This is a genomic window from Rhizobium sp. RM (assembly GCF_013390595.1).
In the GTDB taxonomy this organism is placed as follows: domain Bacteria; phylum Pseudomonadota; class Alphaproteobacteria; order Rhizobiales; family Rhizobiaceae; genus Agrobacterium.
The window spans coordinates 132,700-156,743 of sequence record NZ_JACAWV010000024.1 but is presented as its reverse complement, the minus strand read 5'-3'; the positions used below and the strand labels follow the sequence as shown (position 1 = coordinate 156,743).

The following is a 24,044-nucleotide window of genomic DNA, read 5'->3' as shown; positions in this document are numbered from 1 at the left end:
AGTGACGCAGATTCGAGCTCATCAAGCATTCTTCGACAAGTTGGATTTGTGGGAGCGGCGATCTTTGGAACAAATCTCAGCGAGCCCGGTTTGGGGCCGGTAAAAAGATATCGATCATCCGTCTATGGGAGAGTTTCATGACAGACAGTGATCAGGGCATCCGAGCCATGCCCGGCCTTGGTGCCGGCCAGTCAAGCGCTGGTGAGAGTACTGCCGAAAAAGCAAGTACGAGCGAGATCAAACAGAAGCTTTCCGATGACGTTCGCTCTGCTTCAAAGTTCGTCCAAAACGAACTCTCGGACGCTTCCGAGCAGGTCCAAGAGGTCATTGATGGCAAAAAAAACTTTATCGCGGGAAAGGTTAGTGGAATCGCCCTCGCAGTCAGCAAAGTCGCGGACGAACTCGAAATCGGTGACGATCGCGATTTAGGGAAGCTTGCCAGGAGCATTGGAGCGTCGGCGAAGTCGTTTTCCGACGACATTGAGGGTCGTAGCCTAGGCGAAATTGCAGGGATCGCCGAGGATTTTGGCCGTAAGCAGCCGCTCGCCTTTCTTGGTCTTGCCGCGATCGCGGGGCTTGCAGCAAGCAGATTTTTGACTGCATCGACGCCGCATGGTCCTTCTAAATTTGCGAAAGCCGAGGCGGGGGATGATCTATCGGGGCAAGCGCCTTCGAACGCCAACGCATCGAACAGAATGGTTTCGGACTCGAAAAATGTGGAGGAACGCTTTGATGGCTAAGTCACCTGAAGATCGATCGCTCCCTGAACTCGTAACAGCCCTTGTTGGAGATATTTCTGGGTTGTTTCGCAAAGAGATCAACCTAGCAAAGACCGAAGCAACCGAAAAGTTGTCGCATGCCCTCGTGGGCGTGGAAGCGTTCGCAGCAGGCTTAGTGCTGGCCATTTGCGCTATAGGAGTACTGCTGGCAGCGCTGGTGAGAGCCCTGACAGCTTTTCTGATGACCATGGGCTTGAGAGAATCCAGCGCCGACGCCCTTTCATCCCTTGTGGTCGGAGTGATTATCGCCTTGGTTGCATGGGGCATGATCTCTCGCGGTCTCGCAGCACTTAAAGGTGGGAACCTCGCGCTGGAAAGAACTGCCGCTTCACTTCAGCAAGACGCGAAAATTGTGAAGGAAAGAACGTGATGACAAAGACCCGCGAAAATTTGAGTTCTTCCGAAATCGAGCAGGAGATCGCCGCAGACCGTCGCCGAATTGAAGAACGACTCGACGCTATCCAACAACGTATGTCGCCTGGCCAGTTGGTAGACGAGATTTTGAGCTATGCGAGATCGAGCGGAGGTGGCGAGTACACGTCGAATCTTAGCGCAGCCGTCAAAAACAATCCCATCCCGATGGCGCTGGTGGGCGTCGGGCTGGCATGGTTGATGGCCGGCCCGAAGAATAGCCCGGCATCCTATGTAGCTCAACAGGGCGGATATCCGCTAGCGATCGTTGAAGGCGACATTCATCGGTCGGGCCCAGTCACCACTGAAGGTGACAAGCGTTATAGCTATTTTGCCGACAGTGCAGGACGCAAATACAAGGCATTGACAGACGACGCCGGTCGTCGGGCGGGGCATTTTATCGACGAGAGCGGCAAGACTTTTCGAGGATTTGTCGATACGACAGGGCGACATTATCACGATTTGCGGGACGAAGCAGGAAAGATTTTCGATGAAGCTTCGGGTTGGGTTTCCCATACGTGGAGTAATCTGGCGGAGTCAGCTCTCGGTGCGCGGGAAGGTTTGTCCACGGCAAGCCAAAATGCCGCCGAAAGGGGAGCGCATATAAACGAGGCGATCCTCAAACATTTCAAAGATCAGCCTCTAGTTGGCGGCGCGCTCGCATTTGCTGTAGGGGCGGCAATCGGCGCGGCGCTACCCCATAGTCAGGCCGAGGATGAGATACTTGGCGGTGCTGCTGACGACGTCAAGGATCGCGTCTCCACTGAAGCAGCTAAAACCCTCGATAAGGCCGGAAATCTAGTCTCTGAAGTGTACAATAAAGCGGTATCGATAGCGGACGATGTTCATGACGCAACTCGGGATAGGATTCTCAAAGAAACTCCAACCTAAGGGCGATCCGGCGATTTCCGGTAATGATCCAAAAATCTTGAGTGTGCTTTCACAAGTCCGTCGAAATGCCCGCTTCCCGACCAACCGTTGTCGATGCGTCATCATTTGGGCGTGCGATCCCGCAGGCTTGGGCTAATCTTAGCAGCTATCCCGCCCTTTGCGGCACTGATGGCCGCCGGTATCGTGTTCCTTCCGATGAGGCATACCAGGGAGCTAGTCGCGCGCTGTGGCGCCCTTAAGGGAAATGACTGCAGCGAACTCGCCGTTGGATCTGCAGAAACAAGACCGCGGCAGCATTGTAAGTCACGGGGAGTGTCAGGCTTCGCAGCTATACACCGTTGCGATCAGCTGGCACCACCTGCAGCGGCCCCTGAGGTCTCGATATTAGCCAATGGTGAACAGAGGCCACCCGAAGCACCGGCAGCGCCGAAGATGATGCGTCGCAATTCCACTAGATGGAAGCGGAATGTCATGAGGTTCGGTAATCTCTCGAAGGATGACACAATGCCGAAAGCAGCCTTGGGTATGCCGGTAATTTTTCGAATGCTTATCATCACACCGAGTGGCCGCAAACTCGAAAGGACGCACCATGTACAACCGTCCTGAAGCAAAAATAAGGGGCAAGCGTCGGGTTTCTGGCATCCAAAATTACGGTCGAAAAGTTGTCGACATGATAATCTGGTTAGTACCCCTCATCGCGATCATCATGGCTAGTTGTTACTCAAGCTGGCCAATTCCTGAAGTCCCTTTCTGAATTCGATACGACTGGAATTTCACAGGCCCTGCCGTTAAGTTTGAACCTGTCTTAAGCCGCATAAGATCGACCTTGAGGTCCCGTAATAGAGACACCAGCCGAAAAGCGTAGAATTGATGAGTTTTTTCTCGAGTTTTCAAGTATGTATGAGGTTGGTGCTGGAAGTCGGCCTGCGGCAAGCGCTGCTCCTAGGACCGCCATCGACGTCCACGACTGCTGTTGGGTCGTCGACTACCGGCGGACGCCTGCCCGCCGCCGGTCTGCTTAGGCCTTCCAGAAAGCGCCAATAGCGGTTGTGCCAAAAAGCTAGAGACTGCTCACCGCCGCGACGACGTCACGCAACGCGATCGGCTTCTGAAGCCGAACGATATCGGCCAGTTCATCCGGGATCACATCGGGATCGTATCCAGTCATTAACACGAATGGCGTTGCGTGCTCGACCAGCTTGCGAGCGATCTCGAACCGCGGACCTCCGCCGCCGAGATTGAGGTCGAGTACAACGGCATCCGGCGTTTGTTCGTGCAGAATCTGCAATGCGGCTTCTTCGGTTGGACAGGGACCGAGAACCTCCGCACCCGCGCTGCGTAGCGCCGCAGCGGTGTCGGATGCAACGTAATAATCGTCCTCAACCACGAGGACGATCTTCCCGGTGAGATCAGGCGCTCCAGTCATATCGGCAGTTCCTCCATAGAAGCGGGTGGGTGCTGGGGCGTCGGTCTCGAGAATACTTTCGGCTTCGCGAAGCGGAAACTCGATGTGGCAACGCGCACCCTCCGGCTCGATCGTTGTCTTACCTATCCCGCGCAATTCGTAAGGGATTTTTGCCTCTATCAGTTCCGAGCCGAACCCGCGACGTGTCGGTGGCGGCCGCAGTGGCGCGCCTTCCTCGACCCAATCGATCGCAAGCCACGGCCTCTCGCGTTTTTCAAACAATTTCCAGGTCACCAATATCTTGCCGTCGTTCACCGACAATGCTCCGTATTTCAAAGCGTTGGTGGAGAGTTCATGAAACGCCAGAGTCAAGACCTCGACAGCTTTGGGGGACAGCATCAGATCAGGTCCGGTCAGTTCAAACTGGTTCTGGGAATGTGCCTGCGCTCCGATCTCGCTTTCAAGAATGCCGCGAAGCGATCCGCCGGTATTGCCCTGCCGAGTGAGCAACGTCTGAACCCTCGCCAAGGCCAGCAGCCGACCGGCCAACGCCGTCTTGTAATCTTCGACGTCAGCCGCTCCATCAGCAGACCTCACCACGGTGGAGCGGATGATCGCCATGATGTTTCGCACGCGGTGCTGCAACTCGGCAAGCAGCACGGCCTGGTGTTCGACAGCCATTTTGGTTTCGGTTACATCTTCCGCAATGCCGCCGATACGCGGAATATTGCCGTCATCGCGCAGTGGGAAGTCCGTGTTCTTCACCCAACGAAATGCATGGTCCGAGGGGCGTTGAACGCGGAACTCATGTACGACCGACTTGCCTTCGCGAGCTTCGCTCAGGTGTTCCAAGGCTTTGTCGCGGTCGTCCGGGACGATCAGGCTCGCCCATTTCCTTACATCTCCAAGGAGGACATTTTCGTCGATCCCATAGATCCTCCCTATAGCCGGGCTCACATATTCCATCGCGAGGCTCTCAGCATCCCTGATCCAGAGCGCCGACGCCGAGGCATCCGCAAATTGCCGAAAACGCTCTTCGCTTGCTCGCAGCGCGGCCTCCGCTGCCACGCGTTCGGTGACATCTTCCATGACACCGATCATGCGGTAGGCCGATCCGTCCATGCTATAGAAGAACCGCCCTCGCGCCGAGCACCAGACGATTCGGCCGTCGGGGTGCAGCGTGCGGAATTCATGAACGTAGACCTGCCTCTCGTCCCTTGCCTTCTCGATCAACGCAATGGTTTCCTCCCGGTCGTCGGGATGGACACGAGCAAGCCATGCATCGAAGCTGGGCGTGACCTCGCCGGTCTGATAGCCTTGCATCAGGAAGTGGCGGTCGTTCCAGGTGACCGCGTCAGATTTCACGTCCCAGTCCCAACTCGCCAGAGCGCCAATCTCGACTGCAAGGGTAAGTCGCTCCTCGTTTTCGCGCAGGGCGGCCTCGGCGCGTCCGCGTTCGAGTGCGGCCCAGGTGCGTTCAGCAACTTCCTGGATCAACGTCACATCGTCACCCGTCCAATCGCGCGGTCCGACGCTATGCACGCCGAACTCCGCAACCAGCCGGCCGCCCTTCGAAAGGGGAGCAACAATAGCGGCACACACGCCTGCCTTCTGCCACGCCGCTCGCTCTGCAGCCCCGAAGGCCGGATCGCTTGCGACGTCTATCACGACGAGAGGGTCGCCCCGATAACGGGCGGCCATCGTGTGGGCACCGAAAGGGTTGAAGGTGAAGTGATCAGGGAACCGTGCTACCGCCGGGTCACCATCAGCGGCGTGGCGCACGAACTGAGCGCGAATTGTACCCATCTCGGCGCCGGGCCTGCCCTCGACTTCAGCGTACATGACCCGGTCAGCTCCCAGGTGCATGCCGACAAGCCGCGCCGTTATAGCTTGCAGCTCCCGCGCATCTGAAACGGACCGCAGCGCGTCGCTCAGTTCCAGAAGGAAGGACTGGCGTTTTTCGAGCTCGCGAACCGCTGTCCGTTCGGCTGTAGCCTCATCAAGAGCCGAGATCATTTGGAACGCGGCAGCGGCGAAGCGGGCGAGCTTTTGCAGCACACGCGCATCCTCTGCATCGAACCGCCCACCGGCGGTGTGCTTGATGGCCCAGATGGTACCCACCGCCTTGCCCTTCACATGCCAAGGGGCAAGCAGGTTCTCGTAGATGCGTGGCTCAACTCTTAGGAGGGCTGGAAAGAAGCGTTCAGCCTCGTTAAACAGAAGGACGCAGTTGCGTTCCATCACCGTGCCACAGGGGCTCGCGTCAACGGGCATGGTACCATGAAGGTTGGGTGCGAAGGCGCCCGCTGCAGCGTGCCAGCGGAGCATATCGGTTGTTTCGCCGGGATCCAAAATACTAATCCCGGCAGAGTCCGCATGACACAGCTCCAGAACCAGCTCTGCGCATTTCTGGAGCACTCCTCGTGGATTGATAGCCATCTCTTGGGCCAGCAGCCCGAGCACTTGGCTCTCGGTTTCATAGTCTGGAGTCCGGCACGGGCGGTTCGCCAGCTCGGCGGTAATCAGGACGTCATCAACCCTCGCTATAGGATTGGAACCGGCAGTGCTGGTCATTGAATTCTCCTAGAGCCTACCAGAGCCCAAACAAAAATGCACTGAGCCTGAATCACTTCCCTGGACGCTAACCAAGCAGTCATATTCGCACGTTATTCCATACTCGACGACTGCTTTCCACAATACTGACGAAAAGCGCCTAGTCTGCTGGCGGCCCTATCAATGAAGAGAGGATCCTCAGCAAACGTCCGGGTGTGCCGATGGCGCAATTGCAGCACCGCGTGCGCAACATCATGGCGATCATTCGCGCGACCGTCGGTCGCACAGCAGACAGCGCAACCGATATAGGCAATTATGTCAAACTCCTCTCGGGCCGCCTGCTGACGCTTGCGCGAGTACCGGCGATGCGGACCGCTCGGCCTACGCCGGCGTCGGAATGCGCGCAATTGTCCATAACGAATTGGTAGCGCAAGGCACCCACGCCGAGCGGGGCTTGACGTTGTCCCCTCCAAAGGCGGCTGCGTCAATGACGCTTGCCATCCACGAAATTCCCACCAACGCGCTGAACTACGGCGCGTTATCTTCGCCGATTGGCTGCAGTGTAAAGGGTAATTGTTGAGAGATACGGAAGGCCTTGTTTGAGCTTTGACTGGTTGAAACATTCGCACCGCAACGCGGTGGTTCAAAGGGCCGGCGGCGCACAGGCTTTGGAAGCGAGCTGATCGAGGGACGCGTGCCCCGTGCCGCGTGAACTTGGAGGAATCGGTTCATTGGCGATCGAGCTGGGTGTCACTCGGTGACATATCGAGTTTCCCTTAAAAGGCGGTGCAAGCGGCTTGGAAATGGATGCGCCGCAACAGCCGACGGTATTTGGAGGAACGATCGACATCAGCGATGTAAGCCGATTTCACCGGGCGCCGTTATCGGCCCGTGCGCAACTGGACCGGCGTCGAGAAGCGAGCTCGCTGCATCTTCGACAACTTGTTCTGTGCTCGCTGGCTCGCGAACTCAAGCGCAGTGACGCGCCTTTTGTATTCGTTACAGGGTACGGTCAGGAAGTCACTCCGATCGATCTTACGGATGTGACACGTCTTCAGAAACGGGTTCAATTCCGGAACACCATGAGGGGGCTTACCGACAGGTTGGATTTTCTCCCGGTAGATTGACAGGAAGGGGCATATCGGCGTTGCTGCCCGTAAGATCAGTAAGACGCGCACCCTTTACGGGAACTCGGCGGACTGATCGATATCAGCGCCGAAATCAGCTCCTCATCGCTGTAAGGTTTCGTGAGATAGGGAACGTGATCGAAGGCAGCAGGAACATTTTCGCTATCATCCCCGCTCAGAAACAAAAACGGCGTGTTGAGATGCACCAGTTCGGTGGCTGCGGGATATATAAGTTCGGCGTCCAGACGAATGTCGAGAATGGCACCATCCAGCGCGAACCCGTGATCCGATGCTACTTCAAGTGCTCGCTCGGCATCGCAGACGGGGCCAACCACCCCGGCACCCGCTTTGTCGAGTGTTTGCACAAGGTCCATGGCAATCAAATAGTCATCTTCAACGACAAGAAAACGACGACCTTTCAAACTGACCTGCCGAGCATCTAATGTGGGGCGAATGCCGGCGAGTTCGTCTTTCGCCACGGCGTGCAGCACGCATCGCAAAGCATTGTCTACCGGACGATTGTCCAGCACACTTGGATCAGATGTAAGAGTCATAATCGTTCGCTCCACAATCCGTCCACGGCAGGCTGTATCTGGCGAATAGCAAAACGCCCATTTGTGGAGCAAGGCGCGCAGGTTGGATTGGCTCACATGCGCTAACGCGAGTAGCATAACGCTCCTCCTTAAGGTTCGGCAGGCACGAGCGCAAAGAAACCCCTAGCCGTCACTGCCTACGAGATCGATTGGTAAGGATCTGAAGCAACATACTCTCATCTGAGAAAGAGTCTACCTTTCGACGCAGTACCGTGGCCGGCTTTAAGCTTTACGTCGTTGCGATCAGTTCACTGAGCGGACTCCTTCCGCGGGCTCTAGGGTTTCGTATGAATCCTAATTGCGAACCGAGGCTCTTGGAGCACCACCCGCGCCGAAGAATGATGCGTCGCAATTCGACAGGATGGAACCGGAACGTCATCACAAGGTTAGGGAATTTCTCGGAGGATGACATGATGCCTAAAACAGCTTGGGACATGCCGGTTATTATTCAAATACCAGAAAACGGTCATCAAACGGTTCACGGGCCTTTCGCAGCGCTCATTTTCCTTTTGAATCATTGGCCAGACGTAAAGGGTCCAACATATCATCGCGCGAAATCGGTTTGCGTTGCCGCGCTGGAGGGAGAGAAAACGCCCGAGGAAGCACAGGAAGCATTCGCACGAGCGGCTGAACAGGCAAAAATCCTGTTCGGAGACTGTAGACGGCAAAGGTTGAATTGCTTCGAAGTCGAGGCAAGCTAGCCCAAGGAATCATTGGCGATCGATCAGTCAACCGCGTTATGGCGGAAAATTCCCTTATGTATGCGATTCGCCGACCTTCCTCATCGGCTCAATCCTGTAGGCAGCGCTAAATGCGGCAACCGCTGGGCCTACGGGGTGGCCATTTGCGGAGAAGCATGAACTTCTCGCGACTGTGTCGCTTATCCCCCGAGTTCCGGGCGCGATGCCTACATTAGATTGGATCGGGTGGGATCAGCGGTACCACTATGCCTATGCAAAGACCTTAAAGTCGCAGAAATGCGCCTGGTAATTGGTCTCCTAGTCGTGGTGGGTCTGGCAGCGGGCTTTGTCATATCAGCTCGGACACCAACGTCCCTCAACCGCAGCCCTCGCCCCAAGCATTTATCAAGAGTGACGATTAGGCGTCGAGGCTACGATCGCCGCAGATGTTGGCAGCGCTTTAACGCTAGGTTCGCCGTTACGGCGAGATCGAACTTAACACGAAAATAAATTTCAGAATTCGCCCTCTTTGGAACTGCTCGATGGGGGCGTTGTGGAAATGGGAGGTCCCTCGGCTGCGGGCATTCGGGAGGTCTTCCTCACTCCCAAACAGCAGAAGCGAGATCCCGTTTGAAAAGAACGGAATGCCCCTGGAACTACGGTTCTTAAAATCGGTTCGGCCTCTTGTTGTAAATAACCTATGAAAAGGAGAAACAAATGAAAGCGCTTGTGTCGCTCGCAGTTGTAACTTTGGTCTCGGCAACGCACGCTTCCGCCCAGGATGCACCAGTTCGTGGTACAAATGTACCGGCCGTAGGGGCGAATGATGCGCTAAGCCCACAAAAATTTGCCGACGCCGCGTCAGCCGGCCACCGTTTTGAAATCCAGTCTTCTCAAATCGCCCTCCGCAGAAGCTCTGAGCAGGGCATTCGTGCTTTCGCCGAACAATTGTTATCTGACCACGGGAAGGCTGACAGGGACTTGAAAGAAGCAGCCCGAGAGCAAAACGTGGTGATCAGAGTTGATTTTAGCGAAGATCAAAAAAATAAGCTCAAAGCTTTGGACGACGCACCGAACGAGCAGTTTGGCGCTAGTTTCCTATCGCTACAGGCATTAACACACCAAGAAAGCATAGCGATACACGACCGCTACGGTAAAGAAGGCCCCGCAGGATCGCTTAAAGCGCATGCTCTCTCGCAACTCTCCACCTTGAGAACCCATCTGGTTCGCGCTGAAGGTTCAGCTGATGAATGATGGTGATCCCTCCGGATTTTCAACGTTGTCAAGCAACGGCGTCACGATTGTCCACGGGTAGGACCGTCACTTTTTGTGCCTTGCTCGCGGTCTCCTGCTTGTCCGATCGGCGTCGGCGGTGCGCCCTCGTCGTTGTTGGTAACGACATCCTCTTGATTTCCTCTTGGTCGCCAAGTGGATCGTCGGGTTTGTTTTTGATCATCGGGTTTTCCGAGATTTTGCTTGTTGAGGTCTCTCATAATTCTCTCCTTCCAACCGCTAACCAGCATCCCGCTTTGTTGTTCCCTGGTTTTTCCGATCCTCTCGGATACCTTGTTGAGAACGTTGCGGAGAACATTGGCTCGTCATTTTCGCACCGCGTAGGTCGATGAAGCACAAGGCTCGGCACTTGCCATTCTTAAACCGAGGGCGACGAATGAATGCCCCTCAGTCCGTTACCGTACGTATTTTCTTTCAGGGAACACCTATGGCACGCGCTTGTTAGACCGCTGGGAAATAACTCCCCAAGGAGACTCGAAATGGCAAATCAAGGCAACAACCAAGGAAATAACCAAAGCGGCGACACGTCAAAGCGCGGTTTCGCTTCGATGGACGACGACAAGCAAAAGGATATCGCCAGCGACGGCGGGAAGGCCTCTGGTGAAAACTTCAAAAATGATCCCGAACGTGCTTCGGAGGCTGGCAAGAAGGGAGGCGAAAACTACCGTGGCGGTAACCGCTGAGTGAAGCCTTTCCGCGTGTTTTAGATTGAAGATGGACCGGGATATCCCGGTCCGGAAATACGTTGGGCACTGGGCTTCCCAGTTGAACGTGCCGTGCCGTTGAGGGAAGGCGGCTTTTACTGGCCGTCTTTGGTTCATCGCTTTAGCCAGTTGCGTCACGCCATCTTGTCGAACAAGGTGACACTACCACATCTCCTACCTTCAAGCGTCGCGCGGCCGGAAATTCAGCGCCGAGATAGGCTCCGTCGGTCAGGCGATATCTTTAAGCATCGTCCCGCTCGGTGCCGGTTGTTCGTAGCGGGAAAGATCTGCTCGCCGCTGCGGCGGTCGCACATAGCTTGGTCGGGCGGCCAGAGCCCGAACGACGGTATTGTCCGGTTTAGTGATGTTGATTAGCACACGCTGAGCCAATACGTCCATGATCCACAGATCGTGATGCGCCGTTTGACGCACCCATCAATCGTTTTGCCGAGCGGTGATCTAGGCGAGAGATTGTAGCTCGCGGGCTACGGATTTATCTTGGGTTAGTAAAGTAAGGCCCGGATGACGAGCCCTGCCGCCGCAACCACGCCGACACCTGCCAACCACAACCCGAAGCGTATTCTGACGAAGTCATCTTGGGCATTACGGTTCGTCGACCGCTTCCCCGCGGGCAGTCCCGTTTAGTCCGAGCGCCATCAGCCGGGCGTACTCGGCCTCGGGAGTTCCATAGGATTCGCCGGCGACGTTGATCAAACCATTCCGGTCTCGAATTTCGATGCTACTCCTGTTGGAACGAATGAGACCCTCGCCTTCAAGCATGTGAAGAACATCCGTAACGGAGGGCCGCCTCACACCCAGCATTACTGCAAGATAGTCATGGGTAAGATTGAAAACCCGACCGGGAACGCGGTCTTGAACCATCACAAGCCACCGTGCCAGTCGTTTGCGAATATCGAATTTCGCATTGGCCAATGCTGTATAGCTCACCTGGACCCCTAGCGATCTGCTAAACCGAGAGGTAAGCACCCGCAATTCTGGCTTCGAATTCAATGCCCGCCGGAACTCATCGGCCGACAGTGCCAGCGCTGTTCCGGCTACTTGAATAATCAGTTCATAGGGGGTGTGATCATCGTTGTCACTCAAGCCGGATCCGGTCACCCCCTCGCATCCTATCATACCTGTTTCGATCCGAGTGCCCTCCCTGCCGACGACGATGACTGATGCAACGCAGTCAAGAGGAAAATAGACACGATTTACCAGCTGATCCGGCACTTCCAAGATCGACCCACGCGGTAGATTTATTAGGCGTAGCTGTGGGAGAAGTGCTGCGAGAACGGGCGCTGGAAGCTGGTCAAGTATTCCATTCCGTTGTGCAACTTGCGGCGTGACGGGTCCTGGATGAGTGGCACCTGCCAGCGCTAGGGCGATTGCCCGACCTTCGGCGGGCTTCCGCAGCACAATTTTATCGGCGTGCCGGGCAGGCACAATATCGGGCTCGAAGCCGGTCGCGAACACGAAAGGAACGCCACGCCGCTCAAGTTCGTCAGCGATCGGGAAGACGAGTTCGTCGTTGAGCTTGATGTCAAGGACCGCTCCGGCAATATCGGATTCGGTCCTTAGACGCTCCTGAGCCAGATCGATGCTTGGTACGGGTCCGACAACATTGATTCCGATATCATACAGTTGTGCCTTTAACGAGGTGGCGATCAGATAATCGTCTTCAACCACGAGTACACGCTTCCCCACCAAGGTCTGCTGGATGTCCATAGTTAGCTCCCTTCCCGCGAATAACGTCGATCGCAAAGAGTGAGTTGCAACTTTATGATCCGTCACACTTGCGCCTAGGGGTGCCTACTTCCCCTGCAATAAGTGCCCGATCGCTCTCGCGCCAAAGGGAGATGGTGCCCCGGGGCATGGCCGGGAGTATGTAGCCAGCGCCAACCGGGCATTTCAGGTACGCTCTGATCAGGTGGCAACAACGTCAACCATATGCTTACATCTACGGGTGAGCGCGGAAAGAGCGGCGACATCAAAGCCATTGCGCCACCGCCGACAAATGCGTCGGCCGGAGGGTAGGAGGATTGTCCGTTCAGGTATGGAAATTCCAGTGGATGGGCGTATACCGGCACTTCCCAGCGGCCGTCCCGACGACATGATGGCCGGCATCCTCCATTTCGCTTTCCAGTTCCATCGCCAGCAGGACTTCGTCCTCGACAGTCAAAATATTCAAGGCAAATCTTACAGTCCTTTACGGACAAGGTGGCGCGTCTGTTTTGTGACCGATGATCTTCCGGTCGATCTTGGAACGAAGTTGCAGGAGACAGGCCTCCAGCATCTTCCGGCTGAACGCGGCCTCCTCTTTGTCCACTTCCACTGGCGAAACGCTGTCGACGACCCGGATCAAGAAGTGCCCGTTCAGCCGCCTTATCTCGAGATGGACCTCGCCACCGCCGCTCAAACCTCTGCGGATGGAGTCGCCGACGCTTGAGGGCGAGCGGGTGCATGTGACTTCTAGAAGCTATTTAGTTATTATCGTGAGCGAATACGTGAAATTCGAAAAGGTGAAATAACTGGTGCCCCTTTCATGAGCGTCACTGACTAAGTAAAATCACGTTAGAGATCGTTTCCAAAACCGGGTCAGGTGTTCTTGGCAGAGCAATCTTCGCGACAGGCCACCAACAAAACGAACTACCGACGCGATTAGCCGCTAGCCAATTCTTCCCAAAGCCCTATGATCATGAGGTGGTGATAGCAGCGCTTGGGCGGCTATAAGGACCAGCATTTTCCCTTTTGGAATTCAGCGGTGCATTCGAAAAATTACCTTCATCTATTAAACGGAAAACGCATCCTCATCGTCGAAGACGAGTACTTTCTCGCCGATGAGACGCGCAGGCAGCTCATTGCCCTGAAGGCTGAAGTCGTCGGTCCAGTTGCTCACGTCGACGACGCTCTGGAGCTGATCTCTAGCCGCAAGATCGACGGAGCTATTCTGGACGTTCATCTCGGCGACGAGCTTGTTTTTCCGGTTGCGGAGAGACTCGACGAACTGGACATCCCATTTGTGTTTGCCACCGGGTATGATCCAAATGTCGTGCCCGAGAAGTTTTCAGGTTTCACATTGTGCGAGAAGCCTACCGAACTAGGTAAAATAGCCCGCGCGCTTTTCGCCAACGGCGGGCTTGATGAACCGCAATAGACGAGAGCTGTGGACTAGCTTAGCTGTCGGATCAGGATTTCTCTTGCCCTGTTTACCCGGCTCTTAACCGTGCCTATCGGGCATTTAAAGTTTTCTGCTGCAGCCTCGTAACTCACCCCTTGGAGAAATACGATATCGATCGCCTCTCGATAATGAACAGGAAGCTTTTCGATAGCGGCTTCCAGTTCATGTCCACGCACTGTCCATTCCTGGGTTGGTTGCACCGAGGGCAGTATGGCGCAGTCGTCGCCGAAGCCCACATGTTCTCGCTTGGATAGTCCGAATTTCGTGCAGAACGTGTTACGCATGATCGTGAATAGCCACGATTTCAGCCTTGTTCCCGGCTCATACTTATCAAGGTTCGCCAGAGCCTTCACGATTGTTTCCTGAACGAGGTCATCGACGTCGCCTGCAGACGTATGAAAGCGCCGCCCGAATTTTTGAAGTGCTGGTATATAGCTGACCAGCTCTTTTTCCATATTCTGTCGTTGGTCTTGGCAGTTGAGCATTGATAAGCCCTCCCAAGCGGGCAAACGGGTAGACGACCTATACGTTCCGACCGGCGTTCTAATTGTACGCTTCCGTACGGATGGTTCTGGGGCAGCACTGGTAGTCTCGGTCTCCGAATTCTAGGGAAAAAAGGCGCGATCGAAAAAGTTACAAGCTTTCTGGAACTTCGGAATTGGAGGTCTGTTCGAGGGGCTCCCATTACGAGGATCTCGTATGAATTTGCTTCACGGACGTCATAGGTTGGCTTCGATTGCGCTGATCGTAGCAAGCACAACCGCAACTCAAGTCTTCGCCCAGGAGATGGCCAAACCAACCCTTGAGATGCAGGCAGCCCTCGACAAGCTCCGCGCGCCCAAGGCAAAGCCCTTCTCAACATTGACCGTTCCGAAAGCGCGCACGCAGGCAAGCCCGGCGGACGCAGCCAAGGTCCTCCAATGGAATTCGTCCAATCCGCAGGCGCAGGTAAACACCAAGGACGTGACCATCCCTTCGCTAGCAGGTGGTCTTGCCGTTCGGGTCTTTATCACCGGTCGGAGCGGTCCGTTCACTGTCGTCGTCTACTATCACGGCGGCGGGTGGGTCGTGGCCAACATCAACGTCTACGACGGCGCGCCGCGTACTCTGGCCATGGGCCCTAACGCGATCGTCGTTTCTGTCGAATACCGTAATGCGCCGGACCACGGAGCCAAAAGAATAGCCCTGGCTGGCGAAAGTGCCGGTGGCAACGTCGCCGTCATAGCCAAGGAACAGGAGATGAAGCTGCTCGCAGTTGACTGAGCCGAGGTCCCGGGACGACGCCCCTTCCCATCGGCCGGGCTATTCCTTTTATTCCAGTGGTCCGGGAGGTCCCATGAACATCCATCTGCATGCGCTTTTGTTGTCTGTCTCCGCTTCAGCCTTGTTGCTGCCGTCGATGTGTTCCGCTCAGGTCAGGGGAGAATTGGGCCGCGCTTCCGATGTCGTCATCCAGGGCTCGATCCTGGAACCGGAAAAGCTTCAGGTGAAAGACGACGCCAAACTGACCGATCTGATTAAGGCACCAGAAGGCTTCAGGGTCGAGGTCTTCGCCCGCGACCTGATCAATCCGCGCATGCTGGCGGTCTCCGACAAGGGTATTGTCTATGCCACGCGCCGATCCGTTGGTGACGTCATCATGCTCAAGGATGATGACGGCGACGGCAAGGCCGATGGCGCTGTTACCGTTGCAAGCCGCCCCGGCATGCATGGCATTGCCTTCGACGGCAACCAGGTCTTCCTCGTCACGATCCACGATGTCTACACCGCCGACGTGAAGTTAGACGGAACATTCGGACCGTTGAAACGGATCATCAACGATCTGCCGGACGCTGGGCAGCATGCCAACCGCACACTAGGCATCGGCCCCGACGGCATGCTCTATATCGGCTCGGGCAGCACCTGCAACGAATGCCAGGATGACAATTCGGAAAATGCGACGGTGCTGAGGTCACGCAAGGATGGGGCAGCACGGTCGATCTTCGCCAGCGGCCTGCGCAACACGATCGGTTTCGACTGGGAGCCGACAACGGGTGCTCTATACGGCATGGATCACGGCATCGACTGGCTGGGCGACGAGGTCCAGGTAGAGGAATTGAATCGGATCGAGCAGGGCAAAAAATACGGTTGGCCCTACGTCTACGGCATGAGCGGACTGAACCCCCGCATGGATCCGCCGGAGGGCATCACACTGGAGGATTGGGCCAAACAATCGACCGAACCGGTCCTCGGCTACACCGCCCACAGCGCGCCGATGCAAATGGCGTTCTATGAGGGAAAGGCTTTCCCGCCGGAATATCAGGGCGATGCTTTCATTGCCATGCGAGGCTCCTGGAATCGCCGTCCGCCGAGCGGCTACGAGATCGTCCGGGTCAATTTTGAGAACGGCAAGCCGGTCGGCTTCGAGAAATTTCTCGAAGGATTCCTGCTGCAGCAGGAAAACGGCAAATACGGTTATCTTGGACGCCCGACGGGCGTGGCCGTTGGCAAGGACGGGTCGCTTTTCGTCGCCGAAGACAGCAACGGAACGATCTACAAGGTTTCCTACAGCAGTGCTGCAACGGAACAGTCTGCGGATGTCGGCACCATTCCCAATGTCGTAAACGACATGCCGGCGTCCAAGATCGCCATCGATCTGGTCGATGCGAAAAACAGCGATGCGATTGCGGTGAAATCTCCTTTCGACAAGGACGGACCGATCCCGTTGCAATATGCCGCGGACGGCGACAATGCCTCGCCGGCGATCGAGTGGAGCGGCGCGCCTAAGGGCACGAAATCGTTCGTGATCATCTCCGATGACCCCGATGCGGCGAAGCCAAAGCCATTCACGCACTGGCTTGCCTATGACATTCCCGCCGCAACAACGAAGTTGCGCGAAGGTATTCCCGGAACGCCCATTCTGCAGGAACCGAAGGGGATGAAGCAGGGGGCCAACAGCATGGGCTCGATCGGCTACACCGGACCCAAGCCGCCTATCGGCGATCCGGCGCATCATTATCATTTCCAGGTCTTCGCCCTTGATACCGAAACCCTCGGCCTCGAGCCCGGCGCCAAGCGTGACGCCGTGTTGAAGGCGATGGAGGCGCACGTGCTCGGTGAAGGCCAGATCGTTGGCACGTTCGAACGCAAGACAGCTGCGAAGTAAAAGGATCAAGACCATGAAGGCAATGACCTGGCATGGCAAGCACGACATCCGCTGCGAGAGCGCGACCGATACAGAATTCTTCGCGCGTGCCGACATGCTAGATACGTCGGTCGCCAGGCAGATAAGGAAGATCCTGGTTTTGTCGCCAGGGTGGCGAGGGCGACATCGTCGCGGGGTGGAAGAACAAGCTGATGTCGGGCGGCGGCCCCTGCTGAAACGCTGGCCAAGCAGCTTCGCAAAATGTCCGAACCTGGCTCCCCAGATCATTAGGCATCCCGCCGTAGCTCCCTCTCACCGCCAGACGACATTGCTACCGATGCGATTGGCAGGGTTCTCGTCTGTTTCCAAGCTTCCGCCCGAACATGACAAAAAAAGATTCCCCCCACCGCGACCCTGGAACTTCTGCCACGCTCACAGGTTCGTGAGTCCCGATATCCAAAACCCGAAAGGAACTTAGGAATGGCTGGCGAAAAGACGCTCAACGATCTCTTCCTCGATACCCTGAAAGACATCTACTTTGCCGAAAAACAGATCCTCAAGGCATTGCCCAAAATGGCGCGGGCGGCGCAGTCGGAAGAAGGCAAGGCCGGCTTCCTCCAGCATCGCGACGAAACACAAGGTCAGATCGAGCGGCTCGAGCAGGTGTTTGAACTCCTTGGTAAGTCGGCGCGCGGTAAGACCTGCGAAGCGATCCAGGGGATTATTGCCGAGGGAGAAGAGATTATGGAGGAATACAAAGGCACGGCTGCACTCGATGCCGGCCTGATTTCGTCCGCACAGGCGGTCGAGCATTATGAAATTGCCCGCTACGGGACGCTCAAGTCCTGGGCAAAGCAGCTTGGCCTCGATGAAGCCGTTAGCCTTCTGGACGCCAACCTGCAGGAAGAGATTGCAACCGATCAGAAGCTGACCGCGCTGGGCGAAGCCTCAGCAAATGCCAAGGGCACCCAGAAGAAAGCCGGTTGACCCAATCTTGCCGAACATGAGGCCGCCGATCAGGCGGCCTTTCTGCTTGAAAGCGCTTCTGGAGGAAGCGACGTCAAAAATCTGAGGAGAGCGAAATGGCAAAGAAAATCTCGAACGGCTCACAAGCCCCGAACCTGGATAGCGTTACGGTCCATGACCAGAAGGTGTATCGGGGCGCTGGCGGCGAATTGCATCAGCTCGCAGACGGCGAAACTCCCGTGCTGACCACCGCTCAGGGCGGCCCGGTGGCCGACGACCTGAACTCGCTTCGTGTCGGCCCGCGCGGCCCGCTTCTGGTCGACGACTTTCATTTTCGCGAGAAGATATTTCACTTCGATCACGAGCGGATTCCCGAACGCGTGGTTCATGCGCGCGGCTACGGCGCGCACGGTTACTTCGAGACTTATGAATCTCTGGCCGCCTATACCAAGGCCGATGTCTTCCAGCGTGCTGGCGAAAAGACACCTGCATTCGTGCGGTTCTCGACAGTTGCAGGCAACAAGGGCTCGGCGGATCTTGCCCGCGACGTGCGGGGATTCGCTGTGAAGATTTACACGCAGGAGGGCAATTGGGATCTCGTCGGCAACAACATTCCGGTCTTTTTCATTCAGGATGCGATCAAGTTCCCCGACTTGGTGCATGCGGCCAAGCAGGAACCGGACCGCGCCTTTCCGCAGGCGCAGACGGCACACGACAACTTTTGGGACTTTATCAGCCTGACACCTGAAAGCATGAACATGGTCATGTGGATCATGTCGGACCGTACGATCCCCCGCTCGTTTCGATTCATGGAGGGTTTCGGCGTTCACACCTTCCGTTTCGTGAACGCGAAGGACGAGTCCACCTTCGTCAAATTCCACTGGAAACCCAAGCTCGGCTTGCAGTCGGTCGCCTGGAACGAGGCTGTCAAGATCAACGGCGCCGACCCCGATTTCCATCGTCGCGACCTCTGGCAGGCGATCCAGTCCGGCAATTTTCCGGAGTGGGAGCTGCAGGTCCAGCTGTTTGATCAGGAATTTGCCGACAGGTTCGACTTCGACGTGCTCGATCCGACCAAGATCATTCCGGAAGAGATCTTGCCGCCACAGCCGATCGGGCGCTTGGTGCTTAATCGCATGCCGGACAACTTTTTTGCCGAAACCGAGCAGGTCGCGTTCATGACCCAGAACGTACCGCCCGGCATCGATTTCAGCAACGACCCGCTCTTGCAGGGCCGCAACTTCTCCTACCTCGACACTCAGTTGAAGCGGTTGGGCGGACCGAACTTCACGCATCTGCCCATCAACGCACCCAAGTGTCCCTTCGCGCATTTCCAACAGGATGGTCATATGGCGATGCGCAATCCGGTTGGCCGAGCGAACTATCAGCCGAACTCGCATGGCGAAGGACCAAGGGAGTCTCCGACGCGTGGCTACCGCCACTTCGCCGCTGAGGAACAGGGACAGAAGGTCCGCATGCGGCCTGAGAGCTTTGCCGACCACTATAGCCAGGCTCGGCAATTTTATATCAGCCAGACGGGCGCCGAGCAGCGCCACATCGCGTCGGCGCTGACCTTCGAACTCAGTAAGGTCGAAATCCCGGCAATACGCGAACGGATGGTCTCTCACCTCCTGAACATCGACGAGACGCTCGCCACCACCGTTGCCGAAAAGCTCGGCATTCGGGAGATGCCCAAACCGGCGGATGCAGCGATGCCGACGCGGCAAGACCTCGAACCCTCGCCAGCGCTCAGCATCGTTGAACGCGGACCAAAGCGCTTCGAGGGTCGAAAGCTTGGAATTCTCATCACGGACGGGGTAGACGCGAAGCTGCTCAGGGGCCTCACCGACGCCGTGATCAAGGAAAAGGGCATCGTCGAACTGATTGCACCGAAGGTAGGCGGCGTCGAGGCATCGGACGGCAGCCTGATCGTGGGCAACCACATGATCGACGGCGGACCGTCAGTCCTGTTTGATGCGGTCGCCGTCTTTGCCTCGGAGGAAGCGATCAACGATCTCGTCAAGGAAGCGACGGCACGGGATTTCGTGGCGGATGCTTTTCAGCACTGCAAGTTCATTGGGTACAACGCGGCGGCGATGCCCCTTCTGGCAAAGGCAGGTATCGCGGATGCACTTGACGAGGGCGTGATCGCCCTGCCGGGCGACGATGGCCTTGCGGCGTTTGTTTCCAAGCTCGGGAAACTGCGCGTCTGGGGCCGCGAGCCCTCGGTCAAGCTTGGAAAGGCCTCTCCGCCCCTCGAGTGACAAAGGATCCGAGGCGATAGAAAAACCTCCCCGGGTTAACCTTACAGCGGGCTTCGTCAACGAAAACGATCGGACCCCTCTGTAAGGACTATTCAAACACTGGTTTCCATTCCACCTGGCGTTGTTGCGTCGAGACATTCAAAAAGGAAGAAGCGTGAACAATTGGCTGGTCTCCATAAGCCAGGAGCTCGATATCATCCCACACATCGTGGCCCTTTCGATTGCCTATATTCTCGCACTTCCGATCGGATGGGACCGAGAGCAAAACGAACGCAGCGCGGGCATCCGTACATTTCCGCTTGTCGCCATTGCATCCTGTGGCTTTATACAAGCGGCAGAGACTATAACGCTGGGCAATGCTGAAGCGACCGCTCGGGTAGTCGAGGGGCTGATCAATGGTGTAGGCTTTATTGGCGGTGGAGCCATCCTTGTCGGCAAGCTCGGGACTAAGGGTACAGCAACAGCAGCGAGTATCTGGGCGACAGGCGCAATAGGCGTTGCTGTTGGTCTTGGTTCTTATGATACCGCGATCGTTCTTTCGATTGTGACCTTTGCCACGCTGCGGTTCTTGACCAACTTGAAGTCAGAATCGAACGAGAGCTTCGCGCCAACAACCGTGCCCCAAACGGGAATGACGGAGACGCCAGAACAAGAGGCCAGCTAAAAGGACGAGAGCCCCTTTGGCGGCACAAGTTCTGAGACCAGAGCTGCACCCTGTCAGGGTTGGAAGTACAGCTGGAATAGGTGAGCGTTGGCCTACCATCCGCAACTATTCGGCCGAGAGTGCGTTTGACGGTGACCATCTTTGTTGAGGAGTAGACCATGAGTACTCTGGAACAACCGCCCATCCGAGACGATAGTCTTCAGCTGGACGAGCACCGCCGATTTCAGGAGCACTTCTGGACAATCGAGCGGATTTCGTGGGGTGCTTTTTTTCACTGATTATCGTACTCGCTATTCTCGGAGCATTTGGGTCGGGCGGCCCGCTGGCCACGAAATTGACCGAAACGGACGACGTCCGTATTGAGCATCTCGCTGGCTTGAGAAAGATTCTGTCGCAGAAAACGCTGTAAAGATTGCTAGGTTGAGAAGTGTTTTGGTGAAAATCGAGCGCGAGACGATGCGCAAAAGTCGATAATCGAGTGGGAATAACTCAAGCAGCGAAAAGAGATGATCGAACTAGACTACGTTTAGCCCTTTTGTTTCAGAGCGTGGCTGACCACGGTCTTTAGCGGATTGCTGTCCGTTTCGTCCACGGCATCTTCGGCGAAATCTGGATCATCCTTTGCAGGCATATAAGTTCTCTTCCGGTCCCTCCTAACGGGGTGACTGATCGGTGGTGCCCGGAATACCATCTTTGGAGTTCGTGATTTCAATTTTCGTAATCCTCCAAATCGCCTCGTACGCTCGTACGATCGCAATGCTCCAATTTAGGACACGACCGGGTAGCTTTTTCTTGAGCCTGCCTACCCTTGGTATCTGCGCTGGTTCCGATCAAAAAGGGACGTTTCAATCGGCCTTATCTGTCGCATTCGCACTCTGGGATGTTCCCTTGCCAAGGGTTCACGAGCAACTGTCGACGTTAAACCGGGAAAGGTAGGAACGATTTTATATTCTCTAGGTTTGGCGAGCCTATTGATTTTGCATTGCCATCGCGGCGCACATCTGAGCGAAAGGATTATCAAAATGCCCATCGGTTCTGGAATACCCGCTTTGGTCGGCGTGGCCGGCCTTGTAAGCTGGATTGCTGCAGGTCTCGTCAATGTTATCGGTTACAACTATTCCTTTGAACGACCAGCAGGTATCAGCGCTTTGCTATCAAGCGCACTTTTCTCACTCGGGGTCGTCCTCGAAGCTGTGATGACGAGCGGGATTTTTGCTGGCGCCTGAACGTTATCAAGCGGGCGAGGAGGTCAACCTTAGTTAGAGAATAGAAAATGCTCGTGCGCGCGAAAGCATTCGGCCAGAAGATGATCAAAATCGGCCGGTCAGTGAAAAGCACGATCCGAAGTGCTCCCCCATCGGCATCGATGATGGTGACTTCCGGGGTCAACATCGAACATGGGAAGGAATGCTTGCCTATGTGCTGCTGATTTTCGTAGCCGCAGTTATCGTAGCACTTTTCTTTCTCGCCGGTGTAAGCCCGGGTCGAGTGTCCTGAAGATAACAACAACACTTCAGTCGAGAGCTCAGAATAACGGTCTATCAACAGAAAGCTTCGCGCGACTATCAGAAACACTCGACGGCAATTTACTACTCGGTGATCAACGGGTTCAACATTCTTATAAGCGCTTGGTGGTCGTAAGGTTTTGGAATGAAAGACACACCGCTTGCAAGGTCGAAAGGACCAAGATGCACGTGGCCCGAGGTAACTAGAACCCGCGTATTTGGGTAGGTTTTTCGCAACCGATCAACCAAGCCGAGTCCGTCGATCGAACCAGGCATGTTCACGTCGATGACGGCCGCATCAATCTGTGCTGTGTTTAAAAGAACAATCGCTTCATCTGCGTTAGCGGCTTCCAGCACACTGAACCCGGCCTCCTCGAGTGCATCTACCGTTGCGAAACGAATAAGAGGTTCGTCGTCGACTACCAGGACCTTTCGAGACGAATTGACTGGGACATCCGACGATCGCTTCTCCTCACTGGAGAGCTGCCAGTCATCCACTGCACGAGACCAATGCTCCCGATCGCGCCCATTCGGGAAACCTTCATTTTGCCAGATCTCGTGGGCTCGCCGGCTGATCCAGTCATACACTTGATGGTCCATATTCAATGCCTCCGTTCGCGACCCAGAACTGAACAAGGACCTATTTGTTCCGCGAGTAGGCAATCAAAGGCAGTAAGTGAGTAAGGATCCCGGTTGAAAAGTTTGACTAATGCGATGATGATCCCTTTGGTTTTGAGCAGCTCTCCGAAACTCACTTACAAGCTCTCGCCACGTACTTATTGCTGAAGCAGTCCCAGTACGACGCCACTTTATGCCGCAGCCATATGCCAAACGCCGAATATACTTTTCGTCGTGCGGAACACATCGATTGTTGAGGTACGCTGTGAAGAATACGACCGGTATCCTCCGCTGATCGCTAGGGAGGTGATCCTTCACGTCATTTGTAACTGGCTATCAGTCCGCTGAGTTCTTATGCAGCTCGAGGTTAACGTCCAGAGCTCGAGAATTCCTCAAGGATAAGACGAAACTCCACAACACAGTTGTCGCGCTCATCAAGTACGGTAATCACTATCCGTTTCTCATCGTTGAAGGGGAGCCCGTCTTGCGACATTTCCGTCAACGCTGTTTTTGCCTCAAGTTTTGCCGCTTCGTCATCGGGAAAATCATATCGCATCTCGACAGGAGGTCCTCCGGTTTGATCAGTCGTGCGGAAGGTGTAGGTGGGCATGATTTCCTCCAGTTGAAAGCAACGCATAAGCGGAAGTGAAGGTTTCAACGCAGTGTCGGTCTGGTTGGTTGCTGGAAAGATTTTCACAATCCGCATGCTAGGTTCGCCACGGGAGACCGGCTGAAAGAGAGAAATTTCTTTTGGATTCAGGAACCATAGTCAGGTTCTCCAGTTCGGCAGAAGCCTTGTCGTCAGCCAGAGGAGGGATCTATGGAGCCGCCGAAATCAGGACTGTCAAACCCGAATACTCCGGACGTCAAAAACCAGGAAAATCAGGCTAAAAGCTACATTAAGAAGTCGAACAATACTTATGAGGATCTCTGCGGTAGTCTGGACGATGAGGCTCCGCTAGTTGACGTCGCATTGGCAGGCTTAAAGGAAAAAGATGCCCTTATTCACTCAAGCCCCGCCCCAGATGAAGAACTCGCGGCGATCAGAGGAGAGATGACGCGATTGCACGAAAGTGTGACAGAAGTTTTGGCGGCGTCTACCAGGGTCGCCGTAGCGAAAAAACAAGCAGCGATGGATAACGCAATGAATTTTCTTAAGACCCATCCCTTGAAGACACTGGCCTTGGGTTTGCTGGCAGGTTTCGTTCTGGGCTCTCGAAAATAATCCGCGCGCGTGTTCTCTGCGGATATTGCAAATTTCCAACTGACGATATCTCTCAGGCACA

The 24,044-nt window shown here is 55.6% G+C and carries 24 protein-coding genes and 2 pseudogenes; 16 read left to right on the top strand and 10 right to left on the bottom strand.

The window, feature by feature from the left end; all coding sequences use genetic code 11:
- Positions 1–137: 137 nt before the first annotated feature.
- From HWX89_RS25270 to HWX89_RS25260, 3 genes are read left to right on the top strand one after another with little or no spacing between them, the layout of a single operon-like run.
- Positions 138–740, top strand: a complete 603-nt coding sequence (locus HWX89_RS25270) for a nutrient deprivation-induced protein (RefSeq protein ID WP_138792974.1) — start codon at positions 138–140, stop codon at positions 738–740.
- The gene (locus tag HWX89_RS25265) at positions 733–1,149 is read left to right on the top strand and encodes a phage holin family protein (protein WP_138792975.1); all 417 of its coding nucleotides are present in this window, start codon (positions 733–735) and stop codon (positions 1,147–1,149) included. Before HWX89_RS25270 ends, HWX89_RS25265 begins: the two co-directional genes overlap by 8 nt.
- Complete coding sequence (locus HWX89_RS25260; RefSeq protein ID WP_138792976.1) at positions 1,149–2,081, top strand: DUF3618 domain-containing protein; 933 nt, start codon at positions 1,149–1,151, stop codon at positions 2,079–2,081. Before HWX89_RS25265 ends, HWX89_RS25260 begins: the two co-directional genes overlap by 1 nt.
- A 344-nt stretch (positions 2,082–2,425) precedes the next feature.
- Here the strand turns inward: HWX89_RS25260 and HWX89_RS25255 are convergent, their stop codons facing one another.
- On the bottom strand, positions 2,426–2,635 hold the full coding sequence (locus HWX89_RS25255) for a hypothetical protein (protein WP_138792977.1): 210 nt from the start codon (positions 2,633–2,635) through the stop codon (positions 2,426–2,428).
- Positions 2,636–3,141: 506 nt separating this feature from the next.
- The gene (locus tag HWX89_RS25250; RefSeq protein ID WP_138792978.1) at positions 3,142–6,060 is read right to left on the bottom strand and encodes a PAS domain-containing protein; all 2,919 of its coding nucleotides are present in this window, start codon (positions 6,058–6,060) and stop codon (positions 3,142–3,144) included.
- A 200-nt stretch (positions 6,061–6,260) separates the two neighbouring features.
- On the opposite strand from HWX89_RS25250, the gene HWX89_RS26610 reads away from it, so the two are divergent.
- Positions 6,261–6,467: an HWE histidine kinase domain-containing protein gene (locus tag HWX89_RS26610; RefSeq protein ID WP_138792979.1), complete on the top strand. Its 207-nt coding sequence runs from the start codon at positions 6,261–6,263 to the stop codon at positions 6,465–6,467.
- Positions 6,468–7,201: 734 nt separating this feature from the next.
- Here HWX89_RS26610 and HWX89_RS25240 read toward each other — a convergent pair.
- On the bottom strand, positions 7,202–7,837 hold the full coding sequence (locus HWX89_RS25240; RefSeq protein ID WP_138792980.1) for a response regulator: 636 nt from the start codon (positions 7,835–7,837) through the stop codon (positions 7,202–7,204).
- 209 nt (positions 7,838–8,046) lie between these two features.
- Here HWX89_RS25240 and HWX89_RS26605 point away from each other — a divergent pair, with 209 nt between their 5' ends.
- Entirely contained in the window at positions 8,047–8,460 is a 414-nt protein-coding gene (locus HWX89_RS26605; protein ID WP_353505730.1) for a DUF982 domain-containing protein, read from the top strand.
- A gap of 696 nt (positions 8,461–9,156) precedes the next feature.
- Positions 9,157–9,693, top strand: coding sequence for a DUF4142 domain-containing protein (locus HWX89_RS25230; protein ID WP_138792981.1), 537 nt, complete (start codon positions 9,157–9,159; stop codon positions 9,691–9,693).
- Between the two features lie 41 nt (positions 9,694–9,734).
- On the opposite strand, the gene HWX89_RS25225 is transcribed toward HWX89_RS25230, so the two are convergent.
- On the bottom strand, positions 9,735–9,932 hold the full coding sequence (locus HWX89_RS25225; protein WP_138792982.1) for a hypothetical protein: 198 nt from the start codon (positions 9,930–9,932) through the stop codon (positions 9,735–9,737).
- Positions 9,933–10,211: 279 nt separating this feature from the next.
- Here HWX89_RS25225 and HWX89_RS25220 point away from each other — a divergent pair, with 279 nt between their 5' ends.
- Complete coding sequence (locus HWX89_RS25220; RefSeq protein WP_138792983.1) at positions 10,212–10,415, top strand: con-10 family general stress protein; 204 nt, start codon at positions 10,212–10,214, stop codon at positions 10,413–10,415.
- Positions 10,416–11,039: 624 nt separating this feature from the next.
- Here the strand turns inward: HWX89_RS25220 and HWX89_RS25215 are convergent.
- The 3 genes and pseudogenes from HWX89_RS25215 to HWX89_RS26360 all read right to left on the bottom strand — a co-directional run.
- Positions 11,040–12,164, bottom strand: a complete 1,125-nt coding sequence (locus HWX89_RS25215; protein ID WP_210271534.1) for a helix-turn-helix domain-containing protein — start codon at positions 12,162–12,164, stop codon at positions 11,040–11,042.
- A gap of 88 nt (positions 12,165–12,252) precedes the next feature.
- Positions 12,253–12,532, bottom strand: a pseudogene (locus HWX89_RS26365) (MBL fold metallo-hydrolase); the annotation flags it as partial.
- Positions 12,532–12,627: pseudogene (locus HWX89_RS26360) on the bottom strand (response regulator); the annotation flags it as partial. The pseudogenes HWX89_RS26365 and HWX89_RS26360, both read right to left, overlap by 1 nt.
- A 45-nt stretch (positions 12,628–12,672) precedes the next feature.
- Between HWX89_RS26360 and HWX89_RS26355 the strand changes: the two are divergent.
- On the top strand, positions 12,673–12,885 hold the full coding sequence (locus tag HWX89_RS26355) for a hypothetical protein (RefSeq protein ID WP_246705294.1): 213 nt from the start codon (positions 12,673–12,675) through the stop codon (positions 12,883–12,885).
- Between the two features lie 315 nt (positions 12,886–13,200).
- Positions 13,201–13,593, top strand: coding sequence for a response regulator (locus HWX89_RS25205; protein WP_138793085.1), 393 nt, complete (start codon positions 13,201–13,203; stop codon positions 13,591–13,593).
- A 14-nt stretch (positions 13,594–13,607) separates the two neighbouring features.
- Here the strand turns inward: HWX89_RS25205 and HWX89_RS25200 are convergent, their stop codons facing one another.
- The gene (locus tag HWX89_RS25200) at positions 13,608–14,072 is read right to left on the bottom strand and encodes a sigma-70 family RNA polymerase sigma factor (RefSeq protein WP_246705293.1); all 465 of its coding nucleotides are present in this window, start codon (positions 14,070–14,072) and stop codon (positions 13,608–13,610) included.
- Positions 14,073–14,316: 244 nt separating this feature from the next.
- Between HWX89_RS25200 and HWX89_RS25195 the strand changes: the two genes are divergently transcribed.
- From HWX89_RS25195 to HWX89_RS25165, 6 genes are all read left to right on the top strand, one after another.
- Entirely contained in the window at positions 14,317–14,880 is a 564-nt protein-coding gene (locus tag HWX89_RS25195; RefSeq protein WP_138792985.1) for an alpha/beta hydrolase fold domain-containing protein, read from the top strand.
- Positions 14,881–14,953: 73 nt separating this feature from the next.
- Entirely contained in the window at positions 14,954–16,762 is a 1,809-nt protein-coding gene (locus tag HWX89_RS25190; protein ID WP_138792986.1) for a YbhB/YbcL family Raf kinase inhibitor-like protein, read from the top strand.
- 459 nt (positions 16,763–17,221) lie between these two features.
- A complete protein-coding gene (locus HWX89_RS25185) occupies positions 17,222–17,728 on the top strand; it encodes a YciE/YciF ferroxidase family protein (protein WP_138792987.1) in 507 nt (168 codons plus the stop codon).
- Positions 17,729–17,823: 95 nt separating this feature from the next.
- Positions 17,824–19,971 carry a catalase gene (katE, locus tag HWX89_RS25180; RefSeq protein WP_138792988.1) on the top strand — a complete coding sequence of 716 codons (2,148 nt, stop codon included), beginning with the start codon at positions 17,824–17,826 and terminating at the stop codon, positions 19,969–19,971.
- A gap of 154 nt (positions 19,972–20,125) precedes the next feature.
- On the top strand, positions 20,126–20,635 hold the full coding sequence (locus HWX89_RS25175) for an MgtC/SapB family protein (protein ID WP_138792989.1): 510 nt from the start codon (positions 20,126–20,128) through the stop codon (positions 20,633–20,635).
- A 1,022-nt stretch (positions 20,636–21,657) separates the two neighbouring features.
- On the top strand, positions 21,658–21,861 hold the full coding sequence (locus HWX89_RS25165; RefSeq protein ID WP_138792990.1) for a hypothetical protein: 204 nt from the start codon (positions 21,658–21,660) through the stop codon (positions 21,859–21,861).
- Between the two features lie 363 nt (positions 21,862–22,224).
- Here the strand turns inward: HWX89_RS25165 and HWX89_RS25160 are convergent, their stop codons facing one another.
- Together HWX89_RS25160 and HWX89_RS25155 are read right to left on the bottom strand one after the other, a co-directional pair.
- Positions 22,225–22,740, bottom strand: a complete 516-nt coding sequence (locus HWX89_RS25160; RefSeq protein ID WP_138792991.1) for a DUF2934 domain-containing protein — start codon at positions 22,738–22,740, stop codon at positions 22,225–22,227.
- A gap of 385 nt (positions 22,741–23,125) precedes the next feature.
- Positions 23,126–23,368, bottom strand: coding sequence for a DUF6894 family protein (locus tag HWX89_RS25155; protein WP_138792992.1), 243 nt, complete (start codon positions 23,366–23,368; stop codon positions 23,126–23,128).
- Between the two features lie 210 nt (positions 23,369–23,578).
- Here HWX89_RS25155 and HWX89_RS25150 point away from each other — a divergent pair, with 210 nt between their 5' ends.
- Entirely contained in the window at positions 23,579–23,983 is a 405-nt protein-coding gene (locus HWX89_RS25150) for a hypothetical protein (RefSeq protein ID WP_138792993.1), read from the top strand.
- The last annotated feature ends 61 nt before the right edge of the window (positions 23,984–24,044 follow it).

Bases quoted from the DNA above. Each gene is read 5' to 3' on its own strand.
- HWX89_RS25195 (WP_138792985.1), top strand. From the start codon at position 14,317: ATGAATTTGCTTCACGGACGTCATAGGTTGGCTTCGATTGCGCTGATC.
- HWX89_RS25190 (WP_138792986.1), top strand. From the start codon at position 14,954: ATGAACATCCATCTGCATGCGCTTTTGTTGTCTGTCTCCGCTTCAGCC.
- HWX89_RS25155 (WP_138792992.1), bottom strand. From the start codon at position 23,368: ATGCCCACCTACACCTTCCGCACGACTGATCAAACCGGAGGACCTCCT.
- HWX89_RS26605 (WP_353505730.1), top strand. From the start codon at position 8,047: ATGAATCCTAATTGCGAACCGAGGCTCTTGGAGCACCACCCGCGCCGA.
- HWX89_RS25270 (WP_138792974.1), top strand. From the start codon at position 138: ATGACAGACAGTGATCAGGGCATCCGAGCCATGCCCGGCCTTGGTGCC.
- HWX89_RS25265 (WP_138792975.1), top strand. From the start codon at position 733: ATGGCTAAGTCACCTGAAGATCGATCGCTCCCTGAACTCGTAACAGCC.
- HWX89_RS25200 (WP_246705293.1), bottom strand. From the start codon at position 14,072: ATGGAAAAAGAGCTGGTCAGCTATATACCAGCACTTCAAAAATTCGGG.
- HWX89_RS25260 (WP_138792976.1), top strand. From the start codon at position 1,149: ATGACAAAGACCCGCGAAAATTTGAGTTCTTCCGAAATCGAGCAGGAG.
- HWX89_RS25165 (WP_138792990.1), top strand. From the start codon at position 21,658: ATGCCCATCGGTTCTGGAATACCCGCTTTGGTCGGCGTGGCCGGCCTT.
- katE (WP_138792988.1), top strand. From the start codon at position 17,824: ATGGCAAAGAAAATCTCGAACGGCTCACAAGCCCCGAACCTGGATAGC.
- HWX89_RS25185 (WP_138792987.1), top strand. From the start codon at position 17,222: ATGGCTGGCGAAAAGACGCTCAACGATCTCTTCCTCGATACCCTGAAA.
- HWX89_RS25215 (WP_210271534.1), bottom strand. From the start codon at position 12,164: ATGGACATCCAGCAGACCTTGGTGGGGAAGCGTGTACTCGTGGTTGAA.
- HWX89_RS25225 (WP_138792982.1), bottom strand. From the start codon at position 9,932: ATGAGAGACCTCAACAAGCAAAATCTCGGAAAACCCGATGATCAAAAA.
- HWX89_RS25230 (WP_138792981.1), top strand. From the start codon at position 9,157: ATGAAAGCGCTTGTGTCGCTCGCAGTTGTAACTTTGGTCTCGGCAACG.
- HWX89_RS25160 (WP_138792991.1), bottom strand. From the start codon at position 22,740: ATGGACCATCAAGTGTATGACTGGATCAGCCGGCGAGCCCACGAGATC.
- HWX89_RS25255 (WP_138792977.1), bottom strand. From the start codon at position 2,635: ATGATAAGCATTCGAAAAATTACCGGCATACCCAAGGCTGCTTTCGGC.
- HWX89_RS25240 (WP_138792980.1), bottom strand. From the start codon at position 7,837: ATGCTACTCGCGTTAGCGCATGTGAGCCAATCCAACCTGCGCGCCTTG.
- HWX89_RS25250 (WP_138792978.1), bottom strand. From the start codon at position 6,060: ATGACCAGCACTGCCGGTTCCAATCCTATAGCGAGGGTTGATGACGTC.
- HWX89_RS25220 (WP_138792983.1), top strand. From the start codon at position 10,212: ATGGCAAATCAAGGCAACAACCAAGGAAATAACCAAAGCGGCGACACG.
- HWX89_RS26610 (WP_138792979.1), top strand. From the start codon at position 6,261: ATGGCGCAATTGCAGCACCGCGTGCGCAACATCATGGCGATCATTCGC.
- HWX89_RS25150 (WP_138792993.1), top strand. From the start codon at position 23,579: ATGGAGCCGCCGAAATCAGGACTGTCAAACCCGAATACTCCGGACGTC.